This is a genomic window from Mycobacterium sp. 4858 (assembly GCF_900240975.1).
In the GTDB taxonomy this organism is placed as follows: Bacteria; Actinomycetota; Actinomycetes; order Mycobacteriales; family Mycobacteriaceae; genus Mycobacterium.
In genome coordinates this window covers 771800-796136 of sequence record NZ_LT968775.1, presented here as the reverse complement: position 1 = coordinate 796136, position 24337 = coordinate 771800, and the positions used below count along the sequence as shown (strand labels likewise).

The 24337-nt window shown below is 68.3% G+C and carries 22 protein-coding genes and 1 other RNA gene; 13 read left to right on the top strand and 10 right to left on the bottom strand.

The features are described from left to right. From C1737_RS03705 to C1737_RS03675, 7 genes are all read right to left on the bottom strand, one after another. Positions 1–537 (bottom strand): GNAT family N-acetyltransferase, encoded by a 537-nt coding sequence (locus tag C1737_RS03705; RefSeq protein ID WP_199182772.1) that lies wholly within the window; start codon positions 535–537, stop codon positions 1–3. Between the two features lie 137 nt (positions 538–674). Continuing rightward, positions 675–1535 carry a TIGR03619 family F420-dependent LLM class oxidoreductase gene (locus C1737_RS03700; RefSeq protein WP_068098246.1) on the bottom strand — a complete coding sequence of 287 codons (861 nt, stop codon included), beginning with the start codon at positions 1533–1535 and terminating at the stop codon, positions 675–677. Next, the gene (locus C1737_RS03695) at positions 1532–2176 is read right to left on the bottom strand and encodes a PaaI family thioesterase (RefSeq protein WP_102417273.1); all 645 of its coding nucleotides are present in this window, start codon (positions 2174–2176) and stop codon (positions 1532–1534) included. Before C1737_RS03695 ends, C1737_RS03700 begins: the two co-directional genes overlap by 4 nt. Continuing rightward, a complete protein-coding gene (locus C1737_RS03690) occupies positions 2173–5169 on the bottom strand; it encodes a bifunctional [glutamine synthetase] adenylyltransferase/[glutamine synthetase]-adenylyl-L-tyrosine phosphorylase (RefSeq protein ID WP_102417272.1) in 2997 nt (998 codons plus the stop codon). Before C1737_RS03690 ends, C1737_RS03695 begins: the two co-directional genes overlap by 4 nt. A 64-nt stretch (positions 5170–5233) precedes the next feature. Next, on the bottom strand, positions 5234–6571 hold the full coding sequence (locus C1737_RS03685; protein WP_068098244.1) for a glutamine synthetase family protein: 1338 nt from the start codon (positions 6569–6571) through the stop codon (positions 5234–5236). A 91-nt stretch (positions 6572–6662) separates the two neighbouring features. After that, positions 6663–8225, bottom strand: coding sequence for an alpha/beta hydrolase (locus C1737_RS03680; RefSeq protein WP_102417271.1), 1563 nt, complete (start codon positions 8223–8225; stop codon positions 6663–6665). A 107-nt stretch (positions 8226–8332) separates the two neighbouring features. After that, positions 8333–9889 carry an alpha/beta hydrolase gene (locus C1737_RS03675; protein WP_067921484.1) on the bottom strand — a complete coding sequence of 519 codons (1557 nt, stop codon included), beginning with the start codon at positions 9887–9889 and terminating at the stop codon, positions 8333–8335. A gap of 208 nt (positions 9890–10097) precedes the next feature. Here C1737_RS03675 and panB point away from each other — a divergent pair, with 208 nt between their 5' ends. The 3 genes from panB (at position 10098) to C1737_RS03660 (ending at position 13919) form a co-directional block, all read left to right on the top strand. Then, positions 10098–10943, top strand: a complete 846-nt coding sequence (panB, locus tag C1737_RS03670; RefSeq protein WP_102417767.1) for a 3-methyl-2-oxobutanoate hydroxymethyltransferase — start codon at positions 10098–10100, stop codon at positions 10941–10943. Between the two features lie 144 nt (positions 10944–11087). After that, positions 11088–12269, top strand: coding sequence for a cellulase family glycosylhydrolase (locus C1737_RS03665; RefSeq protein WP_067921496.1), 1182 nt, complete (start codon positions 11088–11090; stop codon positions 12267–12269). Between the two features lie 111 nt (positions 12270–12380). Next, positions 12381–13919 carry a CYTH and CHAD domain-containing protein gene (locus C1737_RS03660; RefSeq protein WP_102417270.1) on the top strand — a complete coding sequence of 513 codons (1539 nt, stop codon included), beginning with the start codon at positions 12381–12383 and terminating at the stop codon, positions 13917–13919. A 93-nt stretch (positions 13920–14012) separates the two neighbouring features. Here the strand turns inward: C1737_RS03660 and rnpB are convergent. Beyond that, positions 14013–14413, bottom strand: an RNA gene (gene rnpB, locus C1737_RS03655) — RNase P RNA component class A. Positions 14414–14515: 102 nt separating this feature from the next. Between rnpB and C1737_RS03650 the strand changes: the two genes are divergently transcribed. Continuing rightward, positions 14516–15226 (top strand): 2OG-Fe(II) oxygenase, encoded by a 711-nt coding sequence (locus tag C1737_RS03650; protein WP_102417269.1) that lies wholly within the window; start codon positions 14516–14518, stop codon positions 15224–15226. Positions 15227–15228: 2 nt separating this feature from the next. Here C1737_RS03650 and C1737_RS03645 read toward each other — a convergent pair whose 3' ends face one another. Continuing rightward, on the bottom strand, positions 15229–15861 hold the full coding sequence (locus tag C1737_RS03645) for a cyclopropane-fatty-acyl-phospholipid synthase family protein (RefSeq protein WP_102417268.1): 633 nt from the start codon (positions 15859–15861) through the stop codon (positions 15229–15231). Between the two features lie 46 nt (positions 15862–15907). On the opposite strand from C1737_RS03645, the gene C1737_RS03640 reads away from it, so the two are divergent. The 9 genes from C1737_RS03640 to C1737_RS03600 all read left to right on the top strand — a co-directional run bounded on the left by C1737_RS03640 (position 15908) and on the right by C1737_RS03600 (position 23708). After that, positions 15908–16483 (top strand): helix-turn-helix domain-containing protein, encoded by a 576-nt coding sequence (locus tag C1737_RS03640; protein WP_102417267.1) that lies wholly within the window; start codon positions 15908–15910, stop codon positions 16481–16483. A 74-nt stretch (positions 16484–16557) separates the two neighbouring features. After that, positions 16558–17727 (top strand): cytochrome P450, encoded by a 1170-nt coding sequence (locus C1737_RS03635; RefSeq protein ID WP_102417266.1) that lies wholly within the window; start codon positions 16558–16560, stop codon positions 17725–17727. A 49-nt stretch (positions 17728–17776) separates the two neighbouring features. Next, a complete protein-coding gene (locus C1737_RS03630) occupies positions 17777–17971 on the top strand; it encodes a ferredoxin (RefSeq protein ID WP_102417265.1) in 195 nt (64 codons plus the stop codon). Between the two features lie 43 nt (positions 17972–18014). Then, positions 18015–19064: a glycosyltransferase family 9 protein gene (locus C1737_RS03625; RefSeq protein WP_158243946.1), complete on the top strand. Its 1050-nt coding sequence runs from the start codon at positions 18015–18017 to the stop codon at positions 19062–19064. A gap of 245 nt (positions 19065–19309) precedes the next feature. Further along, complete coding sequence (locus C1737_RS03620) at positions 19310–20776, top strand: hypothetical protein (RefSeq protein ID WP_102417263.1); 1467 nt, start codon at positions 19310–19312, stop codon at positions 20774–20776. A gap of 248 nt (positions 20777–21024) precedes the next feature. After that, positions 21025–22218, top strand: coding sequence for an EspA/EspE family type VII secretion system effector (locus tag C1737_RS03615; protein ID WP_102417262.1), 1194 nt, complete (start codon positions 21025–21027; stop codon positions 22216–22218). Positions 22219–22267: 49 nt separating this feature from the next. Beyond that, positions 22268–22582: an ESX-1 secretion-associated protein gene (locus C1737_RS03610; RefSeq protein WP_068098236.1), complete on the top strand. Its 315-nt coding sequence runs from the start codon at positions 22268–22270 to the stop codon at positions 22580–22582. A gap of 57 nt (positions 22583–22639) precedes the next feature. Further along, positions 22640–23290, top strand: a complete 651-nt coding sequence (locus tag C1737_RS03605; protein ID WP_102417261.1) for a hypothetical protein — start codon at positions 22640–22642, stop codon at positions 23288–23290. 58 nt (positions 23291–23348) lie between these two features. After that, complete coding sequence (locus tag C1737_RS03600; RefSeq protein WP_233214646.1) at positions 23349–23708, top strand: YbaB/EbfC family nucleoid-associated protein; 360 nt, start codon at positions 23349–23351, stop codon at positions 23706–23708. A gap of 46 nt (positions 23709–23754) precedes the next feature. Here the strand turns inward: C1737_RS03600 and C1737_RS03595 are convergent, their stop codons facing one another. Then, complete coding sequence (locus tag C1737_RS03595; RefSeq protein ID WP_102417259.1) at positions 23755–24336, bottom strand: TetR-like C-terminal domain-containing protein; 582 nt, start codon at positions 24334–24336, stop codon at positions 23755–23757. Position 24337 lies beyond the last annotated feature (1 nt).

The following is a 24337-nucleotide window of genomic DNA, read 5'->3' as shown; positions in this document are numbered from 1 at the left end:
TCACACGATCGGGTTTGGCGGCTCGTCGGAGTCGGCCGAGCCGACCAGTTCCAGTTGCATCCACGCGACGTCGTGCCAGCGCCCGTCTTTCCATGCGGTGCGCCGGTATAAGCCGGCGTCGTGAAAGCCGAATGACCGGTGAAAACCGTTGCTGGCCTCGTTCGGTTGCGTGATGCCCGCGAAAGCCGTTCGGTAGCCGCGCTCCCTGAGCCGGTGCAGCAGCCGCGTGTAGAGCTGGCGACCGCCGCCCGTGCGGTGATGCTCGAGCTCGACATAGATTCCGGTCTCGGCCGACCACTGGAAGGTCGGCAGGCGCCGGAGCGCGTGACCGTAGGCGAAACCGACGACCCGACCATCGCGTTCGAGGACCAGCCAGTCGTGCGCCTCGCGCGCGGTGGCGATGCGGGCGGCCATCTCCCTTACGCTCGGGACGTCGATCTCCCAGCTGATCACCGTGTCCTCGACGTACGGGCGATAGATCGCACGGCACGCCGCGGCGTCCTCCGCAGACGCCGGGCGCACTCGGCCGATTGACATGCCAGTCATTCTTTCAGGCTGCAAGGGATTACAAGCCGCCCACAGGCGATCTGGGCCCGCGAGACTGAAACTATGGCGCACGTTTGCGGCGTGTCGTCGCCATCGGTTAAGTGTCGCGCGCGAAAAGTGCGATACACCTATGCGTCGAGCGCCAGGTCCTTGCGGAAGCGCTGCATGCCGTCGATCTTGTCGGCCAACGAGGCGTCCGGCCCGGCGTAGAACATCCACGGCATGGTGATGATGCCGGTGATGCCGGCGTCGGCGGCGCGCCGGTAGTCGGCGGTGGTGAACGCGTCCGTCAGCGGCGTCAGGATGGTGAAATCGTCCATGGAAAGCCCGTTTTCGGCACGCATCTCCCGCAACCGGCCCACGGCCTCGATGGCGCGTTCGGTCTTGATCAGGTCACCGATCCAGCCGTCGTTGCGGGCGGCGCGGCGCAGCGCGATGTCGCTGAGCCCGCCGACGTACACCGGGATCGGCGGCGGCGTCGGCTCCATCTCCAGTCGCGGCGCCCGGTAGAACGCGCCCTCGAACTCCGTCCATCCCGGCCGCCACAACGCCCGCATCAGGTCGATGATCTCGTCGGTCCGTTTGCCGCGGGCCTCGAATTGTTCGCCCATCAATGCGAATTCCTCGCGGCACCAACCCACACCGATACCGAGCTCCACCCGGCCCTCCGCCAGAACCGCCGCGGTGCCAATCGCTTTGGCCGCCGAGTACGGGTTGCGCATCGCCGGGATGTAGACGGTGGTGACGAATCGGAGCCGCGTGGTGACCTGAGCCAGCGCACCGATCAGGACCCACGGGTCGGGCCAGTCGGTGAACGGCTGCCAACGGCGTTGCCCGTCCTTGGTGTAGGGATACGGGGTGTCCAGGGTCTCCAGGTTGACGACGTGGTCGGGAATCCCGATGCCGTCGTAACCGAGTTCGTCGGCGGCCTTGGCGAGTTCGATGATCTCCCGGGTGTTCAGGAAGGCACTGCTGATATAGAACTTCATTGGCCTTCCCGCGCCCACGCCGGCTCGATGAAGACGCCCTCGGCCTCGACGGTGACGCCCGCGGCGTCCGAAATAGTCCCGCGCGCAAAGACTTTGCGGCCCTCCTTGCCGTCGACCCACGCCTCGCAACGGAGCGGGCCCAGCGGGGTGCCGCGCAGGTATTTCACCGTGATGGTTCCGGTGAACCGCGCCTTGGACAGCCCCTCGCTGGCCGCCTCGCCGAGCATGTGGTCGAGCACCAGGGCGCTGACCCCGCCGTGCACCAGTTTGGGCGGACCCTCATACGCCGAGCCCAGGACGAACTCGCTCCAGCAGCGGCCGCCGCCGTCGTGGTGGACGACGATCGGCGGCGCGATCGGATTGCACACCCCGATCGCGGCGTTACCCAGCGGCAGCGGGCGGCCGTTGACGCGGTAGCTCACCCCGACCGGCCGGGTCCGTTGCCGCAGCGAGGCGGTGACGGCCTCGATCGCGGAGCGCGCCTGGTCGACGACGTCGTCGTCGACCTCGGTGCGGATGGTGGCGTCGACGAGTTCGCGCACCGCGTCGGCCAACGGGGCGTAGAGGGCTGTGACTCGGTCAGCCTCCGCCGCGTCGAGCACCTCGAATATGGCGTCCAACGCGCCGGCCTCCTGATTCAACTTCCAAACACCTTCCGCACCACGGCTTTTGCTCGCCGCGTCACCCGTAGATAGTTGTCCAGGAACTCCCCGCCGTCGTCGGTCGGCCAGCCCGCGGCCACCGCGACCGCATTGAGCTGGCGGCCGGGCCCCGGCAGCTGGTCGGTCGGCTTGCCGCGGACCAGCACCAGCGCGTTGCGGGCCCGCGTAGCGGTCAGCCAGGCCTGCCGCAGCAGGTCGACCTCGTCGGCGGGAACCAGGCCGGCCAACTCGATCGCATCCAGGGATTCCAGCGTCGAGGTGTTGTGCAGGGCGGGGATGTCGTGGGCGTGGAGCAGCTGCAGCAGCTGTACGGTCCACTCGATATCGGCCAGTCCCCCGCGGCCCAGCTTGGTGTGGGTGTTGGGGTCGGCGCCGCGCGGCAGCCGCTCGGCGTCCACGCGGGCCTTGATGCGGCGGATCTCGCGCACCGCATCCGACGACACCCCGTCGGCCGGGTAACGCGTCTTGTCGGCGATCACCAAGAACCGCTGGCCCAGCTCCGCGTCGCCGGCGACCGGGTGGGCGCGCAGCAGGGCTTGAATCTCCCACGGCTGCGCCCACTGTTCGTAATAAGCGGCGTAGGAGCCCAGCGTGCGCACCAGCGGGCCCTGCCGACCCTCGGGCCGCAGGTTGGTGTCGACCTCCAGCGGCGGGTCGACGCTGGGCGTGCCCAGCAGCGTGCGCACCTGCTCGGCGACGGTCGTGGACCACCGGATCGCCACCGAGTCCTCGACACCGGTCGCCGCCTCGCACACGAACATCACGTCGGCGTCGGACCCGTAGCCAAGCTCGGCGCCGCCCAGCCTGCCCATGCCGATCACCGCGATGGCCGCCGGCGCCCTTCCCTTTTCGGGGCCGTCCTTGGGAAGGTTGGCGCGGATGATCGCGTCGAGCGCGGCCTGCAGCACGGCCACCCACACCGAGGTGAGCCCCCGGCAGACGTCGGTGACCTCGAGGAAGCCCAGCAGGTCGGCCGAGCCGATGCGGGCCAGTTCGCGGCGGCGCAGTGTGCGGGCCGCGGCGATCGCCCGCACCGCGTCGGGGTGGCGGCCGGCCGAGGCGATCAGCGCCCGGGACACCGCGGCGATGTCCGTCTCGAGCAGTTTGGGGCCGGACGTGCCGTCGCTGTAATCCTGAATCACCCTGGGCGCGCGCATCAACAAGTCCGGGACGTAGGCGGAGGTGCCCAGCACGTGCATGAGCCGCTTGGCCACCGCAGGCTTGTCACGCAGCGTGGCCAGATACCAGTTCTCCCCGGCCAGGGCCTCACTCAGCCGGCGGTAGGCCAGCAGGCCGCCGTCGGGATCGGGGGCGTAGGACATCCAGTGCAGCAGCCTGGGCAGCAGCACCGACTGCACCCGACCGCGCCGGCCGCTCTGGTTGACCAGCGCCGACATGTGTTTCAGCGCCGTCTGCGGCCCCTCGTAGCCGAGCGCGGCGAGCTGCCGCTCGGCGGCCTCCGACGTCATGCCGTGCCGGATCTCCAGGCCGGCCGGGCCGATCGACTCCAGCAGCGGCTGGTAGAAGAGCTTGGCGTGCAGCTGCGAAACGCGCAGGTTCTGGTGGCGCAGCTCCTCGCGGAGCACGCCCGCGGCGTCGTGCCGCCCGTCGGGGCGGATGTGTGCGGCGCGCGCCAGCCAGCGCACGGCCTCCTCGTCCTCGGCCTCCGGCAAGAGGTGGGTGCGCTTGAGCCGCTGCAGCTGGAGCCGGTGCTCGAGCAGTCGGAGGAATTCGTAGGACGCGGTCAGGTTCGCCGCGTCCTCGCGGCCGATGTAGCCGCCCTGACCCAGCGCGTCCAGCGCGTCCACCGTGGACGCCACGTGCAGCGACTCGTCGCCGCGGCCGTGCACCAGTTGCAGCAGCTGCACCGCGAATTCCACGTCACGCAGCCCGCCGCTGCCGAGTTTGATCTCGCGGCCGCGCACGTCGGCGGGCACCAGCTGCTCGACCCGGCGGCGCATGGCCTGCACCTCGACGACGAAGTCCTCGCGCTCGCAGGCCACCCACACCATCGGCATCAACGCGGTCAGGTAGCGCTCCCCGAGCTCCGCGTCGCCCACGGCCGCGCGGGCTTTGAGCAACGCCTGGAACTCCCACGTCTTCGCCCAGCGCTGGTAGTAGGCAATGTGCGACTCGACGGTGCGGACCAGCTCACCGCTGCGGCCCTCGGGCCGCAGCCCGGCGTCGACCTGGAAGAAGGCCGCCGAGGCGACCCGCATCATCTCGCTGGCCAGCCGGGTGGTGAGGGCGTCGGCCCGCTCGCCGACGAAGATGACGTCGACGTCGCTGACGTAGTTCAGTTCGCGGGCACCGCATTTGCCCATCGCGATGACGGCCAGCCGTGGCGGCGTGCGGTCGCCGCATGCGCTCATCTCCGCCACCCGCAGGGCGGCGGACAGCGCGGCGTCCGCCAGGTCCGACAGCTGGGCCCCCACCACGGTGAACGGCAGCACCGGTTCGTCCTCCACCGTCGCCGCCAGGTCGAGCGCGGCCAGCACCAGCAGCTGGTCGCGGTAGAGGGTTTGCAGGCGCGCCACGACCGTCCCGGGATCGCCCGACGCCTCGTCGACGCATCGGGTGAAGGCCGCGCGCAGCTCGTCGTGCGTGGGCAGTTTGGCCTTGCCCCGCAACAGTTTCCACGACTGCGGGTGAACGGCTAGGTGATCGCCCAGGGCCAGCGACGAGCCGAGCACGGCGAACAGCCGCCCGCGCAGCGGGCGTTCGGTGAGCAGCGCGGCGTTGAGCTCGTCCCAGTCGGTGTCGGGGTTTTCCGCCAGCCGGATCAGGGCGCGCAGCGCCGCGTCGGGGTCGGGTGCGCGCGACAGCGACCACAGCAGGTCGACGTGCGCCTGGTCGTCGTGGTCGTACCAACCCAGTTGCGTCAGCCGATCGCTTGCCGGGGGGTCGACCAGGCCGAGCCGGCCCACGCTGGGCAGCCGGGGGCGCTGCGTCGCGGGTTTGGTCACGACCACGACGGTATCGCAACCCGCCTGCGTTGCCGGGGAAAGGCGGGCGCCCCGGTGAGCGCGGCGCCTGCTAGAGCGACAGGTAGGTGCTCAGCTCGTACGGTGTGACGTGGCTGCGGTAGGTGGCCCACTCCGTGCGCTTGTTGCGCAGGAAGAAGTCAAAAACGTGCTCCCCCAACGTCTCCGCGACCAGCTCGGAGGCCTCCATCGCCTTGAGCGCGGCGTCGAGGCTGGTCGGCAGCTCGCGGTAGCCCATCGCGATCCGCTCCTCGGCGGTGAGGTCCCAGACGTTGTCCTCGGCCTGGGGTCCCAGCACATAGCCCTTCTCCACCCCGCGCAGCCCGGCGGCCAGCAGCACGGCGAACGTCAGGTAGGGGTTGCAGGCCGAGTCGGGGCTGCGCACCTCGATGCGCCGCGACGACGTCTTGTGCGGTGTGTACATGGGCACCCGCACCAGCGCCGACCGGTTGGCCGCGCCCCACGACGCCGCGGTGGGCGCCTCGCCGCCCTGCACCAGCCGCTTGTAGGAGTTGACCCATTGGTTGGTGACCGCGCTGATCTCGGAGGCGTGCTCCAGGATGCCGGCGATGAACGACTTGCCCACGTCGGACAGCTGCAGCGGGTCGTCGGGGCTGTGGAAGGCGTTGACGTCGCCCTCGAACAGGCTCATGTGGGTGTGCATCGCCGAGCCGGGGTGCTGCCCGAACGGCTTGGGCATGAACGACGCGCGGGCGCCGTTCTCGATCGCGACCTCCTTGATGACGTAGCGGAACGTCATCACGTTGTCGGCCATCGACAGGGCGTCGGCGAAGCGCAGGTCGATCTCCTGCTGGCCGGGCGCACCCTCGTGGTGGCTGAACTCCACCGAGATGCCCATGAACTCCAGCGACTCGATCGCGTGGCGGCGGAAGTTCGAGGCGGAGTCGTGGATGGCCTGGTCGAAGTAGCCCGCGTTGTCGACCGGGACGGGCACCGAGCCGTCGTTGGGGCCGGGCTGCAGCAGGAAGAACTCGATTTCGGGGTGGACGTAGCAGGAAAACCCGAGGTCGTTGGCCTTCTGCAGCTGGCGGCGCAGCACGTGTCGCGGGTCCGCCCAGGACGGCGAGCCGTCCGGCATGGTGATGTCGCAGAACATCCGCGCCGAGTGGTGGTGTCCGCCGGACGCCCAGGGCAGCACCTGGAAGGTCGACGGGTCCGGGTTGGCCACGGTGTCGGATTCCGAGACCCGCGAGAAGCCCTCGATCGAGGATCCGTCGAAGCCGATGCCCTCTTCGAAGGCACCCTCGAGTTCGGCTGGGGCGATGGCGACCGACTTGAGGAAACCGAGCACGTCGGTGAACCACAGCCGAACGAAGCGGATATCCCGTTCCTCCAGCGTGCGGAGGACGAATTCCTTCTGGCGATCCATAACCGAAACAGTAGGCAACAGCTGTTAATTCTGTGTTACCGACGCGCGATCGGAACAATTGCCAACATTGCAAACAAGCTGCTCAGTGCGGTCACGACTGGCATCGGTAGCCCGGCGGCGGCAATGTGCCCGCGACGAGGTACCTCATCACGGCGCCGTCCACGCACTGGTCCCCGTTGAACACCGCGGTGTGCTGCGTCCCGTCGTAGGTGATCAGCGGGCCGCCCAGCTGGCGGGCCAGGTTGACCCCGGCCTGGTACGGGGTGGCCGGATCGTGCGTGGTGGAGACGACGACGACCTTGCCCGGCGCCGCGGGCGCGGCGACGTGCGGCGTCGACGTCGCGGGCACCGGCCACAGTGCGCACAGATCGCGGGGCGCGGCCCCGGTGAACTGCCCGTAGCTGAGGAACGGCGCCGCCTGGCGAATCCGTTGATCGGCCGAGACCCAGCTCGCCGAATCCTTCGGCGACGGCGCGTCGACGCAACGGATCGCGTTGAACGCATCCTGATCGTTGGTGTAATGACCGCCGCGGTCGCGGCCCTCGTAGTCGTCGGCGAGCACCAGCAGGTCACCGGCGTCGGTGCCGCGCTGCAGGCCGAGCAGGCCGCTGGTCAGATATTTCCAGTGCGCCGGGGTGTAGAGCGCGTTGATGGTGCCGGTGGTCGCGTCGGCGTAACTCAGGCCACGCGGGTCCGACGTGCGACCGGGCTTGGCGACCAACGGGTCGACCAGCGCGTGGTAGCGGTTGACGAACTGGGCCGGGTCGGTGCCCAGCGGGCAGCCCGCCGAGCGGGCGCAGTCGGTGGCGTAGTCGTTGAAAGCGGTTTGAAATCCCGCCATTTGCTGAACGTTCTCGTCGACCGGGCCGACGGTCGGGTCGATCGCACCGTCGAGCACCATCGCCCGCACGTGGGCCCCGAACTTTTCCAGGTACGCGGTGCCCAGCTCGGTGCCGTAGCTGTAGCCGAGGTAGTTGATCTGGTCGTCACCCAGCGCCTGGCGGACCATGTCCATGTCGCGCGCCACCGAGGCGGTGCCGACGTTGGCCAGAAACCCGGGTCCCATGCGGCTCGCACACTGCTGGGCCAGCTGCTGATACAGATGTTCGATGTGCGCCACACCGGCCGGGCTGTAGTCGACCATCGGCTCGCGCCGGTAGGCGTCGAACTCGGCGTCCGAGCGGCAGCGCAGCGCCGGGGTCGAATGCCCCACCCCCCGCGGGTCGAAGCCGACGAGGTCGAAGTTGCGCCGAATGGGCGTGCCGTCCAGATCCGGCGCCATGCCGGCCACCATGTCGACCGCGGACCCGCCGGGACCGCCCGGATTGACCAACAGCGAACCGATCCGTTGGCCGGTGGCCGGCACGCGGATCACCGCCAGCCTGGCCTGCCCCGCTCCCGGATTGTCGTAGTCGACCGGAACGGAGACGGTGGTGCACTGCGCGGTGGGGACATCGCTTGTGTCGGTGGCGAATTGACCGCAACTCCCCCACGTCTGCGGGGTCGCGGACGACGGCCTCGGAGCGGGACTCTGCCCCGAACCCGGCTCCGGGGTGGCGCCCGCGACCGCCGGTCCCACCACCGATTGCGCGGCCAACAGCCCGAATGACACCAGCGCCGAACTGAACGGTCTCAGGCGCGACATGGCAGTCATCGTGTCAGCCTCGGGTTCCCGAAATGGCGCGAAACGGTTACGCCTTGATCTCGTCTGCGACCCGCACCGAGTGTGCGATTGCGCTCGACGTCAGACCCGTACGCGCCCTAGCACTTTGCGCCGCTGGGCGGCGTCGTGCCGCCGACCAGGTACGCGGTGACGTAGTTGTCGATGCAACCGTCGCCCTGGAACACCACCGTGTGCTGGGTGCCGTCGTAGGTGAGCAGCGAACTGCGCAGCTGGTTGGCCAGGTCGACCCCGGCCTTGTAGGGGGTGGCCGGGTCGTGGGTGGTCGATACCACCACAGTCGGGGCCAGGCCGGGCGCGGAGATGGTGTGCGGCTTGCTCGTCGGCGGCACCGGCCAGAACGCGCAGGTGCCCAGCGGGGCGTCGCCGGTGAAGGTGCCGTAGCTCATGAACGGCGCGATCTCCCGCGAGCGACGGTCCTCGTCGATCACCTTGGCGCGGTCGGTGATCGGCGGTTGGTCGACGCAGTTGATGGCGACGCGCGCGTCGGTGGCGTTGGTGTAGTGACCGTGCGCGTCACGGCGCATGTACATGTCGGCCAGCGCCAGCAGCGTGTCGCCGCGGTGGTTGACCAGTTCGCTCAGCCCGTCGGTCAGGTGGTGCCACAACGTCGGCGAGTACAGCGCCATGATGGTGCCGACGATGGCGTCGCTATAGCTCAGTCCCCGCGGATCCTTGGTAGGAGCCGGCCTTCCCACCATCGGGTTGTTCGGGTCGACCAGCGGGTCGACCAGGCTGTGGTAGACGTCGACGGCCTTGTCCGGGTCCGTGCCCAACGGGCAGCTCGACTGTTTCGCGCACTCGGTGGCGTAGTCGTTGAACGCGTCCTGGAAACCCTTGGCCTGGCGCAGGTCTGCCTCGACGGGATCGGCGTTGGGGTCGACGGCGCCGTCGAGGATCATCGCCCGCACCTTGTCCGGGTAGGCCTCGGCGTAGGCGGAGCCGATTCGGGTGCCATAGGAGTAGCCCAGGTAGGTCAGCTTGTCGTCGCCCAGCGCCGCGCGGATCGCGTCGAGGTCCCTGGCGACGTTGACCGTGCCGACGTTGGCCAGAAAGTTCTTGCCCATCTTGTCCACGCAGCGGCCGACGAACTCCTTGGTCTCGTCCTCGATGTGGGCCACGCCGGCGGGGCTGTAGTCGACGTTCGGCTCCGTGCGCAGCCGGTCGTTGTCGGCGTCGGAGTTGCACCAGATGGACGGCCGCGACGATCCCACCCCGCGGGGGTCGAAACCCACCAGGTCGAAACGTTCGCGGACCCGCTTCGGCAACGACTGGACGACACCGAGGGCGGCCTCGATACCGGACTCGCCGGGCCCGCCGGGGTTGATCACCAGCGAGCCGATCTTGTCCCCGGTGGCGGGGAAGCGAATCATCGCCAGCGTGGCCACGTCGCCGTCGAGGTGGTCGTAGTCGACCGGCACCGCGAGCTTGCCGCACAGCGCGCCCGCGGGGATCTTGGCCTTCGGGTTGGATGACCGACACGGTGTCCATTCCACGGCCTGCCCCAGCTTGGGTTCGGCCAGCAGGGCGCGCCCGTTGACGACGCGAACGCAGCCCCCGACCAGGAGCGCCACGGCAGCAACCGTTGTCGAAACCAGCAGCATGCGCGCGAACTTGCCGCGGCGAGACAGACCCATGCCAACATATGCTGCCAGAGGGAAGCTGAGATTCTCGTGAGCGGCACCGCCGAGCGGTTACCGGCCGGCCGCGAGCCCCACGCATGGCATGTCTCACATCACCCGGACGGTGCGACTGCGCGGAAGAGATGGCAGAATGGCACCGTCAGACGAACCCGGGGACCCGTTGAGGGCCACGAGGATCGACCCGACCACCAATAGGACAATGATGTCTGAGCAGAACGTCTATGGTGCGGGCACGTCCGAACAGGCGCAGCCGCTCATCAAGATCCGCACCCACCACCTGCAGAAGATGAAGGCCGAAGGGCACAAGTGGGCCATGCTCACGGCCTACGACTATTCGACCGCCCGCATCTTCGACGAGGCGGGCATTCCGGTGTTGCTGGTCGGCGACTCGGCCGCCAACGTCGTGTACGGCTACGACACCACGGTGCCGGTCTCGATCGACGAAATGATCCCGCTGGTGCGCGGCGTGGTGCGCGGAGCGCGTCACGCCCTGGTCGTCGCGGACCTGCCGTTCGGCAGCTACGAGGCGGGCCCGGCCCAGGCGCTGGCGTCGGCCACCCGGTTCATGAAGGAGGGCGGCGCCCACGCCGTCAAGCTCGAGGGCGGCGAGCGGGTGTCCGAGCAGATCGCCTGCCTGACCGCGGCGGGGATCCCCGTGATGGCGCACATCGGGTTCACGCCGCAGAGCGTGAACAGCCTTGGCGGCTTCCGGGTCCAGGGCCGCGGTGACGCCGCGGAACAGACCGTCGCCGACGCGATCGCCGTCGCCGAAGCCGGGGCGTTCTCCGTCGTCATGGAGATGGTGCCGGCGGAACTTGCCACCCAGATCACCGGCAAGCTGACCATCCCGACCGTCGGAATCGGGGCCGGCCCGAACTGCGACGGCCAGGTTCTGGTCTGGCAGGACATGGCCGGGGTCAGCAGCGGCAAGGCCGCCCGATTCGTGAAGCGGTTCGGCGACGTCGGCGGGGAATTGCGCCGGGCCGCAAGGCAATATGCGAAACAGGTGGCGGAGGGGGTCTTTCCCGCCGACGAGCACTGCTTCTGACGGGCGCGACTAGACGTTTCGCCCACCGGATCCTGTCAATTCCGAAAATCCTTGTGTGGCAGGCCGGTACGATTGTTCTTGGATGAGGTCTCTACTCCGAGAGCAAGGGTGAAACCGATCGACCGGGCGATTCATGGTGACTTCGTGCACCGTCGAACGGTGCTGAAGATACCGCTGGCATTGGCAGGGGGCGCTGCACTGGCCCGAGCACCTCGCGCGGCCGCGCAACCGCCCCCCACCTCGCCGAAATCGAGCCCGTGGTCACCAGACCGGGCCAGTAATTGGTACCGGGCTCAAGGTTGGCTGGTCGGCGCGAACTACATCACGTCGAACGCCATCAACCAGCTGGAGATGTTCCAGGCCGACACCTACGACCCGCAGCGCATCGATACGGAGCTGGGCTGGGCCCGGTCAGCCGGGTTCAACACGATCCGGGTCTTCCTGCACGACCTGCTCTGGGCGCAGGATTATCAAGGGTTCCAGGGCCGTCTCGCGCAGTTCGTCGACATCGTGGCGCGGCACGGCATCAAGCCGCTCTTCGTCTTGTTTGACTCCTGTTGGGATCCGCTCCCGCAAGCAGGTCCGCAGCGCCCGCCGAGGCCCGGCGTCCACAACTCCGGCTGGGTGCAAAGTCCGGGCGCGCAACGCATCGATGATCCCAACTATGCCCGCACGCTGCATGACTACGTCACCGGAGTGCTGACCCAGTTCCGCAACGACGACCGCATTTTGGGCTGGGATCTGTGGAATGAGCCCGATAATCCCTCGCACCAATATCGCGCCGTCGAGAGGAAAGACAAACAAGCCGTCGTCGCGAACCTGCTTCCGCAGGTGTTCGAGTGGGCACGCGCGGTAGATCCCTGTCAACCATTGACGAGCGCCGTGTGGCAGGGCGAGTGGGCAGACCCGGGACGCCGCAGCGCGATCAGCGGCATTCAGCTCGACAACTCCGACGTGATCACGTTCCATTCCTATGACAAGCCGGCGTGGTTTGAGACCCGCATCAACGAGCTTGTCCCCTACGGGCGCCCCATCCTGTGCACCGAGTACATGGCCCGGCCGTTGGGCAGCACCATCCCGGGCGTGTTGCCCATCGCCAAGCGCTACAACGTCGGGGCGTTCAACTGGGGGCTGGTCGCGGGGAAGACCCAGACCTTCTTTCCGTGGGACTCCTGGGAGCACCCGTACACGGCCATGCCCGCGGTGTGGTTCCACGATCTGCTCGCGCCCGACGGACGTCCGTTCCGCGAGCCCGAGATCCAGACGATCCGCGAACTGAGCGGCCTGGCGCTGCATCTCCGCGAAGACTCGCCGCCGCCGCCGTAACGCCGCGCCGGTAGCTGCCGGCGCCGCCATTCGCGTCACCGCGGTATGGCAGGCTAGGAGAACCCATTATCCCTTCACGGCCGCGACGACGCGCCCTCAACGGAGCCGAAAATGCCTGCAAAAGCGCCACAAACCTCGCGCCATCGCGAGGTGGAGCGCAAGTTCGATGTCGGCGAGTCCACCGTGTCACCTTCGTTCGAAGGCATCGCAGCGGTGGCGCACGTCGAGAAGTCGCCCACTCAGACACTGGACGCGACGTACTTCGACACCCCCGCACAGGACCTCGCCCGCAACAAGATCACCCTGCGCCGCCGCAGCGGCGGCTCGGACGCGGGATGGCACCTGAAGCTGCCGGCCGGGCCAGAGGCGCGTACCGAAGTCCGGACGCCGCTGGACGCCTCGGGCCCGGGCGGGCCCGACACCGTGCCGGAGGAGCTGGTGGACATCGTGCTGGCGATCGTGCGCGACCGTCCGCTCGAACCGGTCGCCCGCATCACCACCCAGCGTGAAACCCAGGTGTTGTACGCGGCCGACGACACGCCCCTGGCGGAGTTCTGCAACGACCACGTCACCGCCTGGTCGGCCCGCGCTTCCGACGACCCCGACGTGGAGCCCACCCAGCAGGAGTGGCGCGAGTGGGAGCTGGAACTGGTCGAGACGAATGGGGCGCCGGACACCGAGCTGTTGAACCGGTTGGGCAATCGGCTGCTCGACGCCGGCGCCGCACCGGCCGGTCATGCCTCCAAGCTGGCGCGGGTACTCGGCACGACGCCGCAGCCCGACGGCGCGCCGGCCGCCGAGCACCCGTTGCAGCGCGCGGTGGCCGATCAGATCCGCGAACTCTTGGTGTGGGATCGCGCGGTACGCGCCGACGCGTTCGATTCCATTCACCAGATGCGGGTCACCACCCGCAAGCTGCGCAGCCTGTTGCGCGACTACCAGGAGTCGTTCGGGTTACCCGACGAAGGGTGGGTGCTCGACGAACTGCGCGAGCTCGCCGGCATTCTCGGCATTGCGCGCGACGCCGAAGTCCTCGCGGAGCGTTACGAGCGCCAACTGGACGGCCTCACACCGGATTTGGTGCGCGGTCCGGTGCATGAGCGTCTGGTCGGCGGCGCGCAGCGCCGCTATCAGACCGGGCTGCGTCGGTCGCTGATCGCCATGCGGTCGCAGCGTTACTTCCGTCTGCTCGACGCCCTCGATGCGATAGCGGCGCAACCCCCGGCCGCCGCGCCCGGCGAAGAGCACCCGCCGGTCACCATCGACGCCGCCTACAAGAAGGTTCGCAAGGCCGCCAAAGCCGCCGCCCAGGTGGCCGGCGAACACCCGGAGGACCATCACGCGCGTGACGAATCGATCCACCGGATTCGCAAGCGGGCCAAGCGACTTCGGTACACCGCCGCGGCCACCGGCGCCGACAGGGTGTCCGAGCAGGCGAAGGCCGTTCAGTCGCTGCTCGGCGACCATCAGGACAGCGTGGTCAGCCGCGAACATCTGCGCCACGAATCCGAAGCCGCGCACGCCGCCGGCGAGGACACCTTCACCTACGGCCTGCTGTATCAGCAGGAGGCCGACTTGGCCGAACGCTGCGAACAGCAGCTCGACGACGCGTTGCGCAAGCTCGCCAAGGCGGTGCACAAGGCCGGCTGAGCGGGGCGCTCAACCCCGCGAGACTGTAACGGGCGACGGGGTTACTCGGCGAACGCGTCGCGGAATACAGTTTCGCGGATGCCTAAAGCGGGGCGGACGAGTTGGCCTGTAAGCCGGATTCTGTTCCGCGCACCTCCGGCAGCCGAAGATGCGCGGCGGCGACCATCCATCTGGACACACCGTCGCCGGGTGCCTCGAGCGGCCTACCCGCAGGCTCGGGCGAGCAACCCTCGAACGCCTGCGCGGCCGCACCTTCCGGTGCGGCCTTCTTGGCCTTGCTTCGGGTGGGGTTTGCCTAGCCACCCCGGTCACCCGGGATGCTGGTGCGCTCTTACCGCACCGTTTCACCCTTACCACCGCGAGGGTGGCGGTCTGCTTTCTGTGGCACTGTCCCGCGAGTCACCTCGGATTGCCGTTAGCAATCACCCCGCTCTGTGAAGTCCGGACTTTCCTCGAACCGCCTTGCGGCGGTCCGCGGCCGCCCGGCCAACTCGTCCGCGACGATCCAGGCTACTACCTGCGCGATGCCGTTGCCAGCAACCTCGCACGCCGGCTCTATCGTGGACCTCGCAGACAGGCACACGAAAGGGCGCCAGATGTCCCGGTGGAAGAAGCGCGTCGACTCCGGCGACTGGGACGCCATCGCCGGCACGGTCAACGAAGACGGCGGGGCGCTACTGCCGAGGCTGGTCACCACCAGCGAAGCGGCGCGGCTCCGCAAGCTCTACAACGACGACGGCCTGTTCCGCTCGACCATCGACATGGCACCCAAGCGGTACGGCGCCGGGCAGTATCGCTACTTCCGGGCACCCCATCCCGACCCGATCGACGAGCTCAAACACGCGCTGTACCCGCGGCTGCTGCCGATCGCCCGCGACTGGTGGGGCAAACTCGGCCGCGACGCGCCCTGGCCCGACGGTCTGGACGATTGGCTGGCGATCTGCCACGCCGCCGGCCAAACCAGGTCCACCGCGCTGATGCTGAAGTACGGCGCGGGCGACTGGAACGCCCTGCACCGAGACCTCTACGGCGACTTAGTGTTTCCGCTGCAGGTGGTGATCAACCTCAGCGAGCCCGGCACCGACTACACCGGCGGCGAATTTCTGCTCGTCGAACAGCGGTTGCGGGCCCAATCCCGCGGCATGGCAACGCAATTGCCGCAGGGGCATGGATTCGTGTTCACCACCCGCGAGCGGCCCGTGGCCTCCAGCCGCGGCTGGTCCGCGGCGCCGGTGCGGCACGGCGTGTCGGTGGTGCGCTCCGGCGAACGCTACGCCCTGGGGTTGATCTTCCACGACGCGGCCTGAGGTTATCCGACGCGCCGCAGAGCCATCACGTTGTCCCGCAGGGCCGCGGCTTGTCCGTCGGGTCCGACCGCCTCCCGTTCCACCGTCTCCGCCCGCACCGGGGTCCAGGCGTTGTCCAGCCGCAACGATGCGAGCACCTCGTCGATCGTGGGAAAGGAGTGGTGGTGGTGGTGCTCCGCCCACGGTGGGGCTGCCGCGTGGTCGACGATCAGCAGCACACCGCCGGGGCTCACATGCTCGGCCGCCCGCCGCAGCGCGAAGTCGCGGTCCAGCCGGGCCGGCGAGTGCAGAAACTGCGCCGATACCAGCTCGAACATCCCGTCCGGGAAGCTCTCGTTGAGATCGTGGAGCTGAAAGTCGATGCGCCCGTCCACGTTTCGCGCCGACGCCGCCTCCGCCGCGCGTTGCAGCGCGGTGGCCGAGACGTCGACCGCCACCACCTGCCACCCACGCTCGGCGAGCCACAACGCGTCGGCGCCCTCCCCACAGCCCAGGTCGAGAGCCCGGCCCGCAGGCAAGTCGGCAGCCACCTCGGCGAGGCGCGGGTTGACCCGCCCGCTCCACACCCGGTCGGTCGATCGGTAACGCTCTTCCCAGAACCGCTGGGCGTCATCAGGTTTGCATGAAGTTTCCATACCGCGAGCTTGCCCAGCTGGGTTCGGCTTGCCAAGCTTATTTGCCATGCAGGCAAAGACCGCTCCCGATATCGACCTTCAGGTGCGCCGGCGCCTGCGTGAGCTGCGCACGCAGCGCGGCATGACGCTGCAAGAGGTCGGCGCGCGCGCCGGCATCGACGTCTCGACGCTCAGCCGCCTCGAGTCGGGAAAGCGGCGGCTCGCCCTCGATCACCTCCCGCGCCTGGCGCGGGCGCTGTCGGTCAGCACCGACGAGTTGTTGCAGCCCTCCGAAGCCCACGATCCGCGGGTGCGCGGCGCCGCCCACACCCACCACGGGGTCACCTATTGGCCGCTGACCCGTCAGGGTCCCGCCGGCGGTCTGCACGCGTTCAAGGTTCGGGTCAGCGCCCGGCGCCGCACCCCGCCGGCGGAGTTGCCGGTGCACGAAGGCCAGGACTGGATGTACGTCCTGTCCGGCAGGCTGCGGCTGCTGCTCGGCGACCGCGACTTCACCATCGCGCCGGGCGAAGCGGTCGAGTTCTCCACCTGGACACCGCACTGGTTCGGGGCGGTCGACGGCCCGGTGGAGGCCATCGTGATCTTCGGGCCGCACGGCGAACGGCTGCACCTGCACAGCTGAGCGCCGCGCGGCGATTGTGCGGCCGCTCAGCATTGACCATTGCCCGGCGGGGACGTTGGTGCCAGTCTGACCAGATGACAGATACCGAGGGGTTCGTCGACCAGACGGTGACCGGTCTGGCGGACCCACAGCCGATGTACAAGGCGTTGCGCGAATCGAGCCCGGTGTTCCGGTCACCGCAGGCCGTGGTGCTCAGCCGACTGGCCGACATCGAGATGGCGCTCAAACACACGGAGTTGTTCTCGTCGAACATGGACGCGGTCGACCTGGGCAACGTGCGGCCGCTGATCCCCCTGCAGATCGACCCGCCCGAGCATGCGAAGTACCGCCGCATCCTCGATCCGTTGTTCACTCCGCGCGAGATGGCCCGCCGCGAGCCACGCGTCACCGAGCTGGTGAACGAGATGATCGACGGCTTCGCCGATCGGGGCGAGTGCGACTTTCACACCGAGTTCGCGGTGCCCCTGCCGTGCACCGTCTTCCTGCAGCTGCTCGGGTTGCCGCTGGAAGACCTCGAGAAGTTTCTGGAATGGAAGGACGGTGTGATCCGACCGGAGGGCGACTCCGGCTTCGACCGGCGGCACGAGAGCGCCGCCGCGGTGGCGCAACAGATCTACGACTACTTCGACCGCGCTATCGACGACCACATCGCCAGCCCCCGCGACGACGTGCTGTCGGCGATGATCGCCGCCGACGTCGCCGGGCGGCCGCTGTCGCGCGAAGAGCTCCTCGACATCTGCTTCCTCTTCCTGATCGCCGGCCTGGACACGGTGACCGACTCACTCGACTGCTTCTTCGTGTACCTGGCGCGCCACCCCGACCACCGTCGTCAGCTGGTCGAGCAGCCCGACATCCTGCCCAGCGCCGTGGAGGAGTTGTTGCGCTGGGAGACACCGGTGCCCGGTGTCGCACGGGTCGCCATCCAAGACGTCGAGGTGGGCGGCTGCCCCATCCACAAGGGCGAACGGGTCAGCCCGTTGCTGGGCGCGGCCAACACCGACCCGGCCGAGTTCGCCGATCCGGAGCTGGTCGACTTCACCCGCAACCCCAACCGGCACCGCGCGTTCGGGGGCGGTCCGCATCGCTGCCTGGGCTCCCACCTGGCCCGCATGGAGCTGAGGGTGGCGTTACGCGAGTTCCACCGGCGCATACCGGATTACGAGATCAAGCCGGGCACCCAGCTGAGCTACACCGCGGCCCTGCGCTCGGTGGAGTCGCTGCCCCTGGTGTTTCCGGCGCCATGACCCGCCCAGCCGTCGACGATGCAGAGCGCAGCGATGAGGAGGAGGCGGCGTGGCTAAAGTAGCCGTCGACGCCGACCGCTGCACCGGGCACGGGCGCTGTTACACCCTGGCGCCCGACGTCTTCGACGCCGACGACGCCGGCCACTGCGTTGTGCTCGTCGCCGAGGTCTCTGGTGAACTCGAGGCACAAGCCGTCATCGCCGAGCAGAACTGCCCCGAAGCCGCCATCTCCGTGGCGCGCTGAAGGCGTCCGGGCTCAGGGTTTGGGCTCCGCCCACAGGATGGTGTTGGACTCGCAAAGCCCTGAACGCGGCGCGTTGGGCGGTCCCGCGCCGCCGACGAGCAGGGTCGCCGTGTACTTCGAGGCCAAGATCGGCGACGCCGTCCTGACGTTGCCGGCCCTGAGGGCTTTGGGCGAGATCTTCACCGCGCCATTGACGCTCATCTGCCCGAAAGTGGCGTTCGATCTGTGCTTCCGGGAGGTCAGTCCGCGCCTGATCGACACCACGGCGTTCCACTCCGGCGACCTACCCTCGAACCGAAGCGGCGATTACGACGCGCTGGCAGCGCGGGTCGGCGCTGTCGATCTGCTGATCAACACCCTGTCGTTCACCATCCCCTCGGAGACTTTTCGCGCCCTTCGGCAGCGGCTTGCTCCCACCACGAGCGTCGGCTTCCAGAACGACTACGACTCCTATGACATCGCGATCCCGAAAGGGGTATGCCACTCGGCCGACCAGATGTTCAAGCTGGCCCACCTATTCGATCCGTCGGCGCGGATCGAAACGTATGCGCAGCCGTTGCCGATTCCACCGAAGGTGCAGGAGAAGGCTAGGGCGATGCGGGCGGCGCTGCCTTCCGGTTTGAAGGTGCTCGTCGTCCACGCCGACACAGACTGGCCGGAAAAGCGTTGGCCCGTAACCCGATTCATCGATGTGCTGGACCGGTTCTTGTCGCGCCGTCGCGACTTCGTGGCGTGGATAGTCGGGATGGGCCACGAGGAACTCAACGTCGGGCATCAGGGCGAGCGGGTGGTTCCCCATCTCGGGTTACCGCTCGATCTCGCCATGGGTCTGGTCGCCGAGGCAGACCTTTTTCTGGGGATCGATTCGAGCATGCTGCATGCCGCCGACTTGGCCCGGGTCCCCGGTGTCGGGCTGTTCGGGCCGACGCGGTCGGCCACGTGGGGGTTCCGGTTCGGCCCGCACATTCACATCGATCGCAGGAACATAGCCGATATCACCGTGGAAGACGTGCTGAGCGCAATGGAGGATCTTGCCGAAGATCGACGCGACAGCCGCACGACCGGCGTTCGGTTCACGTTCACCCGCCCGTAATCATCGCGAGCCCGCTGAAAGTCCGTGATGCGACGACGATCTCGTGGCCTTAGGATGACCCTCGGTTGGGCTCGGCCTACCGCCGCGCCCCGCCTTGTGTCCCGGTAGCGGAAGGGGTGCCCGGGGGTGGCACCCATCTCGCTCCTTGCTTCGGCGCTGGCGCAATCGAGCGCCCGCCGGACCGGGGGCCGTGACACCGTCGATCGCGATGACGGCCCGAGCGCCCAAAGGAGACACCCACCCCCATGACCGAGCCGCTGAAGGTCCGGCACGACGAACTGGTGGCCAGAGCCGCCGAACTCGAGGCGCCATTGCCGTCCCCACCGGCCGACGACCCTGCGCCGCCCTGCGACATCGGGTTCATCGTCGACTCAGCCACGCAACTCGCGCTCTCCGCCGGGGCGATACGAGACTGCGTCGCATACTGCGAACGGCAGTATCAGATTCTGGCCCAATCTCTGCGGAACGCGGCCAAGGCCTACGAGGAACTCGACTCGGCGGCCGCCGAGTCGATGACGGGTGATTCCCCGGGCTCGTCCGTGGCCCGAGGCCCTGTCGGCGGCAGCGAACAGGCGGCGGCCAAATCTGCTGCGGTCCAGCCCTACTCACCGCCGACCACCCCACCACCAAGCTCCGACCTCAGCTATTACCCGGTCAAACAAGCGGCCCAGCACATCGAAGCCCCCGACCAGGGCCCCGCCTTCGTCAAGTTCGCGGACAACTGGAATGCCTACGCATTGACCTTGCAGCAAGATGTCCTTCCGCGGTTTCGCCCGTTCGCTTACTGGCAAGGTCCGTCGGCAAAAGCCGCCGAGGACAATTTCGAGAAGCAGAAGCGCTACGTTATCGGGCTGGCGGATAACTGCAATCAGCTCGCCGCGCAGGCCAGGCAGGTGGTCTCCGCGCACAAATGGGCCGTCTCCGAGCACCCATCGAGCTACGAGATTTACATCACCGAATTCTGGATCATCGAGTATACGAAACGAAATGATCTGGCCCGCCGGGCGCAACAAGTCGACTGGTACCAGGAATTGCAGAAAAAGTCGGAAGAGGTGCTGGCGCAGTATCGGCAGCTGGCCAATGTGCCGCTTGCTCCGATCTATCCGTCGACCCCTCCCGCCGCCACGGTTATTGCGCCCCCCGTCATCAGGTTCTCCGATCTGCGTGGCAATGTCGGCGGAGGCGGCGGTACTTACGGCGGTGGCGGCGCCTGGAGCGACGCGGGAACCGGCGGGCAACTGGCTTCGGCGAACGTCGCCGACCGGGTCAGTGGCATCAACGACATGGTTTCGGGGCTGACCGACACGACCGCCGCCCCCTCCGCCGCCGCGCCCGCCGTGTCGGCGGGCGCCCCGCCGCCGGCGGCCGGCGCGTCGATGGGCGGCGGGGGGAAGCCCGCATCGTTGGCGGGGGGCGCCGATATGCCGTCGGCGCCGCTGCAACCCCCCGTGGAGGCCGGATCGGCGCAAAGCGGTCCGGGCCGCGGTCCAGGTCAAGGCGGTGCGGCCCCGGGTTCGGGCGGCGCGATGGGCGGCCGCGGCGGCATGGGCATGGCGCCCATGGGAGCGGGAGCCGGTCAGGGCCAAGGCCAGGACAAGAAGGCCAAGCGCATGCAAGACGACGAGGAGCTCTACACCGAAGAGCGCCCATGGACGTCGTCCGTCATCGGCATCCGGCCGCGCAACGACGCGCCAGAGGAAACCCACCGATGACCAAACACCGGCACCGGGCAACGCGGAAAGGGGCGGCCGCCAAGGCATTCCGAACAGCCACCGGCGGCGTCATCGAGCGGTGATTTGAATGAACAACAGTCGACTCCGCAGTTGCCTGGAAGTGTCGAGGGGTCAAAGCGATTGGCGCAGTCCGGCATTCGCGCACACGACGGTAGGCGAGCATTGTTAAACTCAAGTCGAATAACCGGCAGGCGGTCCCGGCTCGACGGCGCGGAAGGTGGGTAGCGATGCCGAAGGTCTCAGACTATTGGAAGCCCGGCTTCAGTGTGGCCGCGTCGATCAAAGCCGGCGTCTCGGGCAATCCGTGGGATGCCACCTTCAACGCTGTCTTGGCACTCGGGCAGTTGGGGTATGCAGGGGGAAAATACAAGATTCCCGGGGACAAATTCGGCCCGCGCCATGAGGGCGGGGAATCGCTGAAACAAGCCTTCGGGGTGGAGTGCGTGATCCTCGAGCGCGGGATACAGATCGTGACCGCGCTGACGCTGTTGCACGGCAGCGGTACGGACAAAGGCCAGTACTATCAGATGGGTTCCGACAAGTTCCAGTTGGCCTGGGAGAACCTCAAGGACGCGACCGCGGAGAGCGATTCCTGGACGGGCGCTGCGGCCGAGTCCTATAACGCGCTCAACGCCGCTCAAATGGATTGGGCGACAGCGATGGCCGACCTTGATCTGCAGATCGCGGCGATCCTGGCCGACGAAGCCGATTGGCTCAAAAACGCGAAAGTCACCCTCACCGCGTGCAGGGCGCTCTTCACCGCGGCGATCCCGATAGCAAGCACCCTGAGATGGGTCTCGGGCCCGCAGGCATCCCTGCTTTTTCAGCTCGCAACCTTCGCGGCGGGTATGCCGGTCGCGGTCTTCATCACCGCGGCGTCGATGGACGAATCACTGCAGAACAAGCGGAAGATCGACGGCATCAGCGCTCAATACCGGGAGGTCGCCGACAGTGCGGTCGTCACGGGTTCCGGCTTCGTGCCGCCCACGGCGGCGCCCGCGCCCCGATCGACCGTGAACTCGTTTGACGAAGTCAGCGCCGGCGACGCGCCGCCGGCCCTGGCGCCCGGCGGGCGACATGCCGCCCCATCCGCAGGTGCCGCGAGCACCGCGGAAAACTCGAACTTCGGACGGTATCCGGCGACGTTGCCTTCGGAACGCGCCACGGCGTCGGCGGGCGTCTCACCGGCCTACTCCGTGTCCGCCGCGAGTCGGGCGGCCGGGGGGGCGCCGGACGCGAAATCCTCGCCGAGGTCGCGCCCGGCCCCCGCGGCGGAGCCGGACGGGGCGACTGCTGCGGCCGGCGAGAACGTCGTCGCGGCCGACTTCGACGGCGCGGCAAGCGGTACCGCGGAGGCAGAGCGGGCGCCCATCGACACGGTGAGCGGCGCCACCGAACGCGCGCAGGACCGCGTCCGGTAGGCGCAGCCGGCGCCCCGCAAGGCACAGCGAGCGGTGAGGAGAGGAATCGATGGCGAAGTTGCAAGTCACCCCCGAGTACCTGCAACAGTTGGCGGCCGAGCAGGAGGAGGCGGCGGGCCGGCTTGACGAAGCCATCACCGCGGTCGCCGGAAGAGCCGGAAAGCTATGGTACGACCACGGTTTCATCTCCTTTAACTCCGTCCTTGCCATGCAGGCGGCGGAGCAGGAACGCGAATCGGCATGCAACAACATGATTGCGGTGTGCAACGACGCATCCGAAAAGCTGAGTGCCGGGGCGGATGCGTACACCGGCACCGACAAGCAGGCGGGTGCAAACCTTGACCGCCAGATGCTCTACGAATGAGATGCCGGCCGACGCGAACTCCTGCTAACCGTCGAATCGCCAGAAAGAGGAACGACATTGGGCACCATACAGAACCGGCCCGGCGACGACGACCAGGGTTTCGCCTTTCTGGACTTCGGTGACCAGGCCGGCCTGGACGGCGGTGCCGGCTCGGCTTTCGGCGACGGGTACGGCCAAACCAGCGGTGCGTTCCTCGATTTCGGTGACCAGGCCGGTCGTGACGTCACGGGCCGATCGGCCATTGACGCACTGGTCACCGCCGAGCCGCCGTCGCCCGCCGACCCCGGATCCGCACAGAATCTGACCGACGTGCTGCCCACCGACACCGGCGTCGCCGAGCCGGCGCCCGCAGGGGACGACACCGGAGCCGTGCCTGCGGCCACGGTGGTCAATCCTCCCGAAACGGTTTCGGTGACGGCGACCATAGACGGCAGGGTGCTACGCATCGAGCTGTCACCGGCCGTAGCCGAGATGTCCGAGTCTGGGCTGGCTGAGGAGATCCTGACCATCGCGGACGTGGCTCGACAACGGGCGCTGGCCATTCAACAGAGCTTGGTGCTCGAATGTTTCCACGAGCTCGGGATCGACGACGAAGGATTTGTGGCCGAGGCGTTGCGGAGCGGCGTGACGGAATTGCCGTCACCGGCACAGGCGGCGGCGACACAGGCGGAAGTGTTCGCCAGCCGGTACCACAGCGATGACGGCTGACCGCCCCGAGGAACCCCGGCAGTTAGGAAGCCCAGTGAGCACCGAGATGCACCCCCGAGTGGCCGAAGTCATGCGCCAAACCCAGCAGATTCAGTCGGTGGTGGACGAAGAGGCGCACACGCTGAGGGCGCAAACCTTCAGGGGCACCGACGAATCCAGCACCGTGCGCGCCACCGTCGATGGCCGCCAGTGGCTGACCGGCCTGCATATCGAAGACGGCTTGCTGCGGCTAGGCGCCCACACCGTTGCTCAGCGCATGAACGCGGCGGTGCGCGAGGCGCAGGCCCTCGCCGCGGCCGCCACCGAAGCCCAGCAGGAGCGGCTCATGGAGTCGCTTTCCGGCTTCGCCGATTCGCTCGAAGAAGCGATGCGGCCGATGACGGAAACGATGCGGTCGACGGAAACGGAATCGCGGTAGCGGCAACGATTCCGGCCGGGCGGCCGGTCGCTTCACTTCGGGGCGGCTATTTGCGCGCCAGCGCGTGCCACGCCATGTCGACGATGGCCGCACAGTACTCGTCGTCGACGGGAGCGTCGGAGAACAGGACACGAATGTTGAGCGGCGCCAGCACGATCTGGACGGCGGCCAGGGTGTTGACGCCCTCGCGCAGTTCGCCCCGCTCCCTGGCCCGGTCCACGACCGCACGCACCGCGTTGAAATGCGCCCGCCAGAACCTGAGCCGGGTGGCTTCGTCGTGTCCCCCGCGCCGGTCCATGACCAGTGCGCGCATGAGCGTGCGGCCGACCTCGCTGTTGATCCGGTTGGTCACGTTGCGGGCCAACGCCTCTAGGTCCCCGCGCAACGAGCCGGTCTCGGTTCCCGAACTCACCGTCTCCACGTCGCTGAGCACCGCATCGACGATCAGCTGACGCCGATCTCCCCAGTACCGGTACACCATCGCCACATCGAGGTGATACCGCTCGGCCAGGGCCTCGACGCTGAACCGCTCGACACCCCAACGGGTCAGCTCGTCGAGCACCGCCGGCATCACCCGCGCCCGCACATCCGCGGGGACCGCCGCACGGACCGGCTCGGACGGCTGCATC

Excerpts from the sequence above, each read along its gene's own strand:
- C1737_RS03705 (WP_199182772.1), bottom strand. The coding sequence starts at position 537 with ATGTCAATCGGCCGAGTGCGCCCGGCGTCTGCGGAGGACGCCGCGGCG.
- C1737_RS03700 (WP_068098246.1), bottom strand. The coding sequence starts at position 1,535 with ATGAAGTTCTATATCAGCAGTGCCTTCCTGAACACCCGGGAGATCATC.
- C1737_RS03685 (WP_068098244.1), bottom strand. The coding sequence starts at position 6,571 with ATGGATCGCCAGAAGGAATTCGTCCTCCGCACGCTGGAGGAACGGGAT.
- C1737_RS03680 (WP_102417271.1), bottom strand. The coding sequence starts at position 8,225 with ATGACTGCCATGTCGCGCCTGAGACCGTTCAGTTCGGCGCTGGTGTCA.
- C1737_RS03675 (WP_067921484.1), bottom strand. The coding sequence starts at position 9,889 with ATGGGTCTGTCTCGCCGCGGCAAGTTCGCGCGCATGCTGCTGGTTTCG.
- panB (WP_102417767.1), top strand. The coding sequence starts at position 10,098 with ATGTCTGAGCAGAACGTCTATGGTGCGGGCACGTCCGAACAGGCGCAG.
- C1737_RS03660 (WP_102417270.1), top strand. The coding sequence starts at position 12,381 with ATGCCTGCAAAAGCGCCACAAACCTCGCGCCATCGCGAGGTGGAGCGC.
- C1737_RS03650 (WP_102417269.1), top strand. The coding sequence starts at position 14,516 with ATGTCCCGGTGGAAGAAGCGCGTCGACTCCGGCGACTGGGACGCCATC.
- C1737_RS03645 (WP_102417268.1), bottom strand. The coding sequence starts at position 15,861 with ATGGAAACTTCATGCAAACCTGATGACGCCCAGCGGTTCTGGGAAGAG.
- C1737_RS03640 (WP_102417267.1), top strand. The coding sequence starts at position 15,908 with ATGCAGGCAAAGACCGCTCCCGATATCGACCTTCAGGTGCGCCGGCGC.
- C1737_RS03635 (WP_102417266.1), top strand. The coding sequence starts at position 16,558 with ATGACAGATACCGAGGGGTTCGTCGACCAGACGGTGACCGGTCTGGCG.
- C1737_RS03620 (WP_102417263.1), top strand. The coding sequence starts at position 19,310 with ATGACCGAGCCGCTGAAGGTCCGGCACGACGAACTGGTGGCCAGAGCC.
- C1737_RS03615 (WP_102417262.1), top strand. The coding sequence starts at position 21,025 with ATGCCGAAGGTCTCAGACTATTGGAAGCCCGGCTTCAGTGTGGCCGCG.
- C1737_RS03610 (WP_068098236.1), top strand. The coding sequence starts at position 22,268 with ATGGCGAAGTTGCAAGTCACCCCCGAGTACCTGCAACAGTTGGCGGCC.
- C1737_RS03595 (WP_102417259.1), bottom strand. The coding sequence starts at position 24,336 with ATGCAGCCGTCCGAGCCGGTCCGTGCGGCGGTCCCCGCGGATGTGCGG.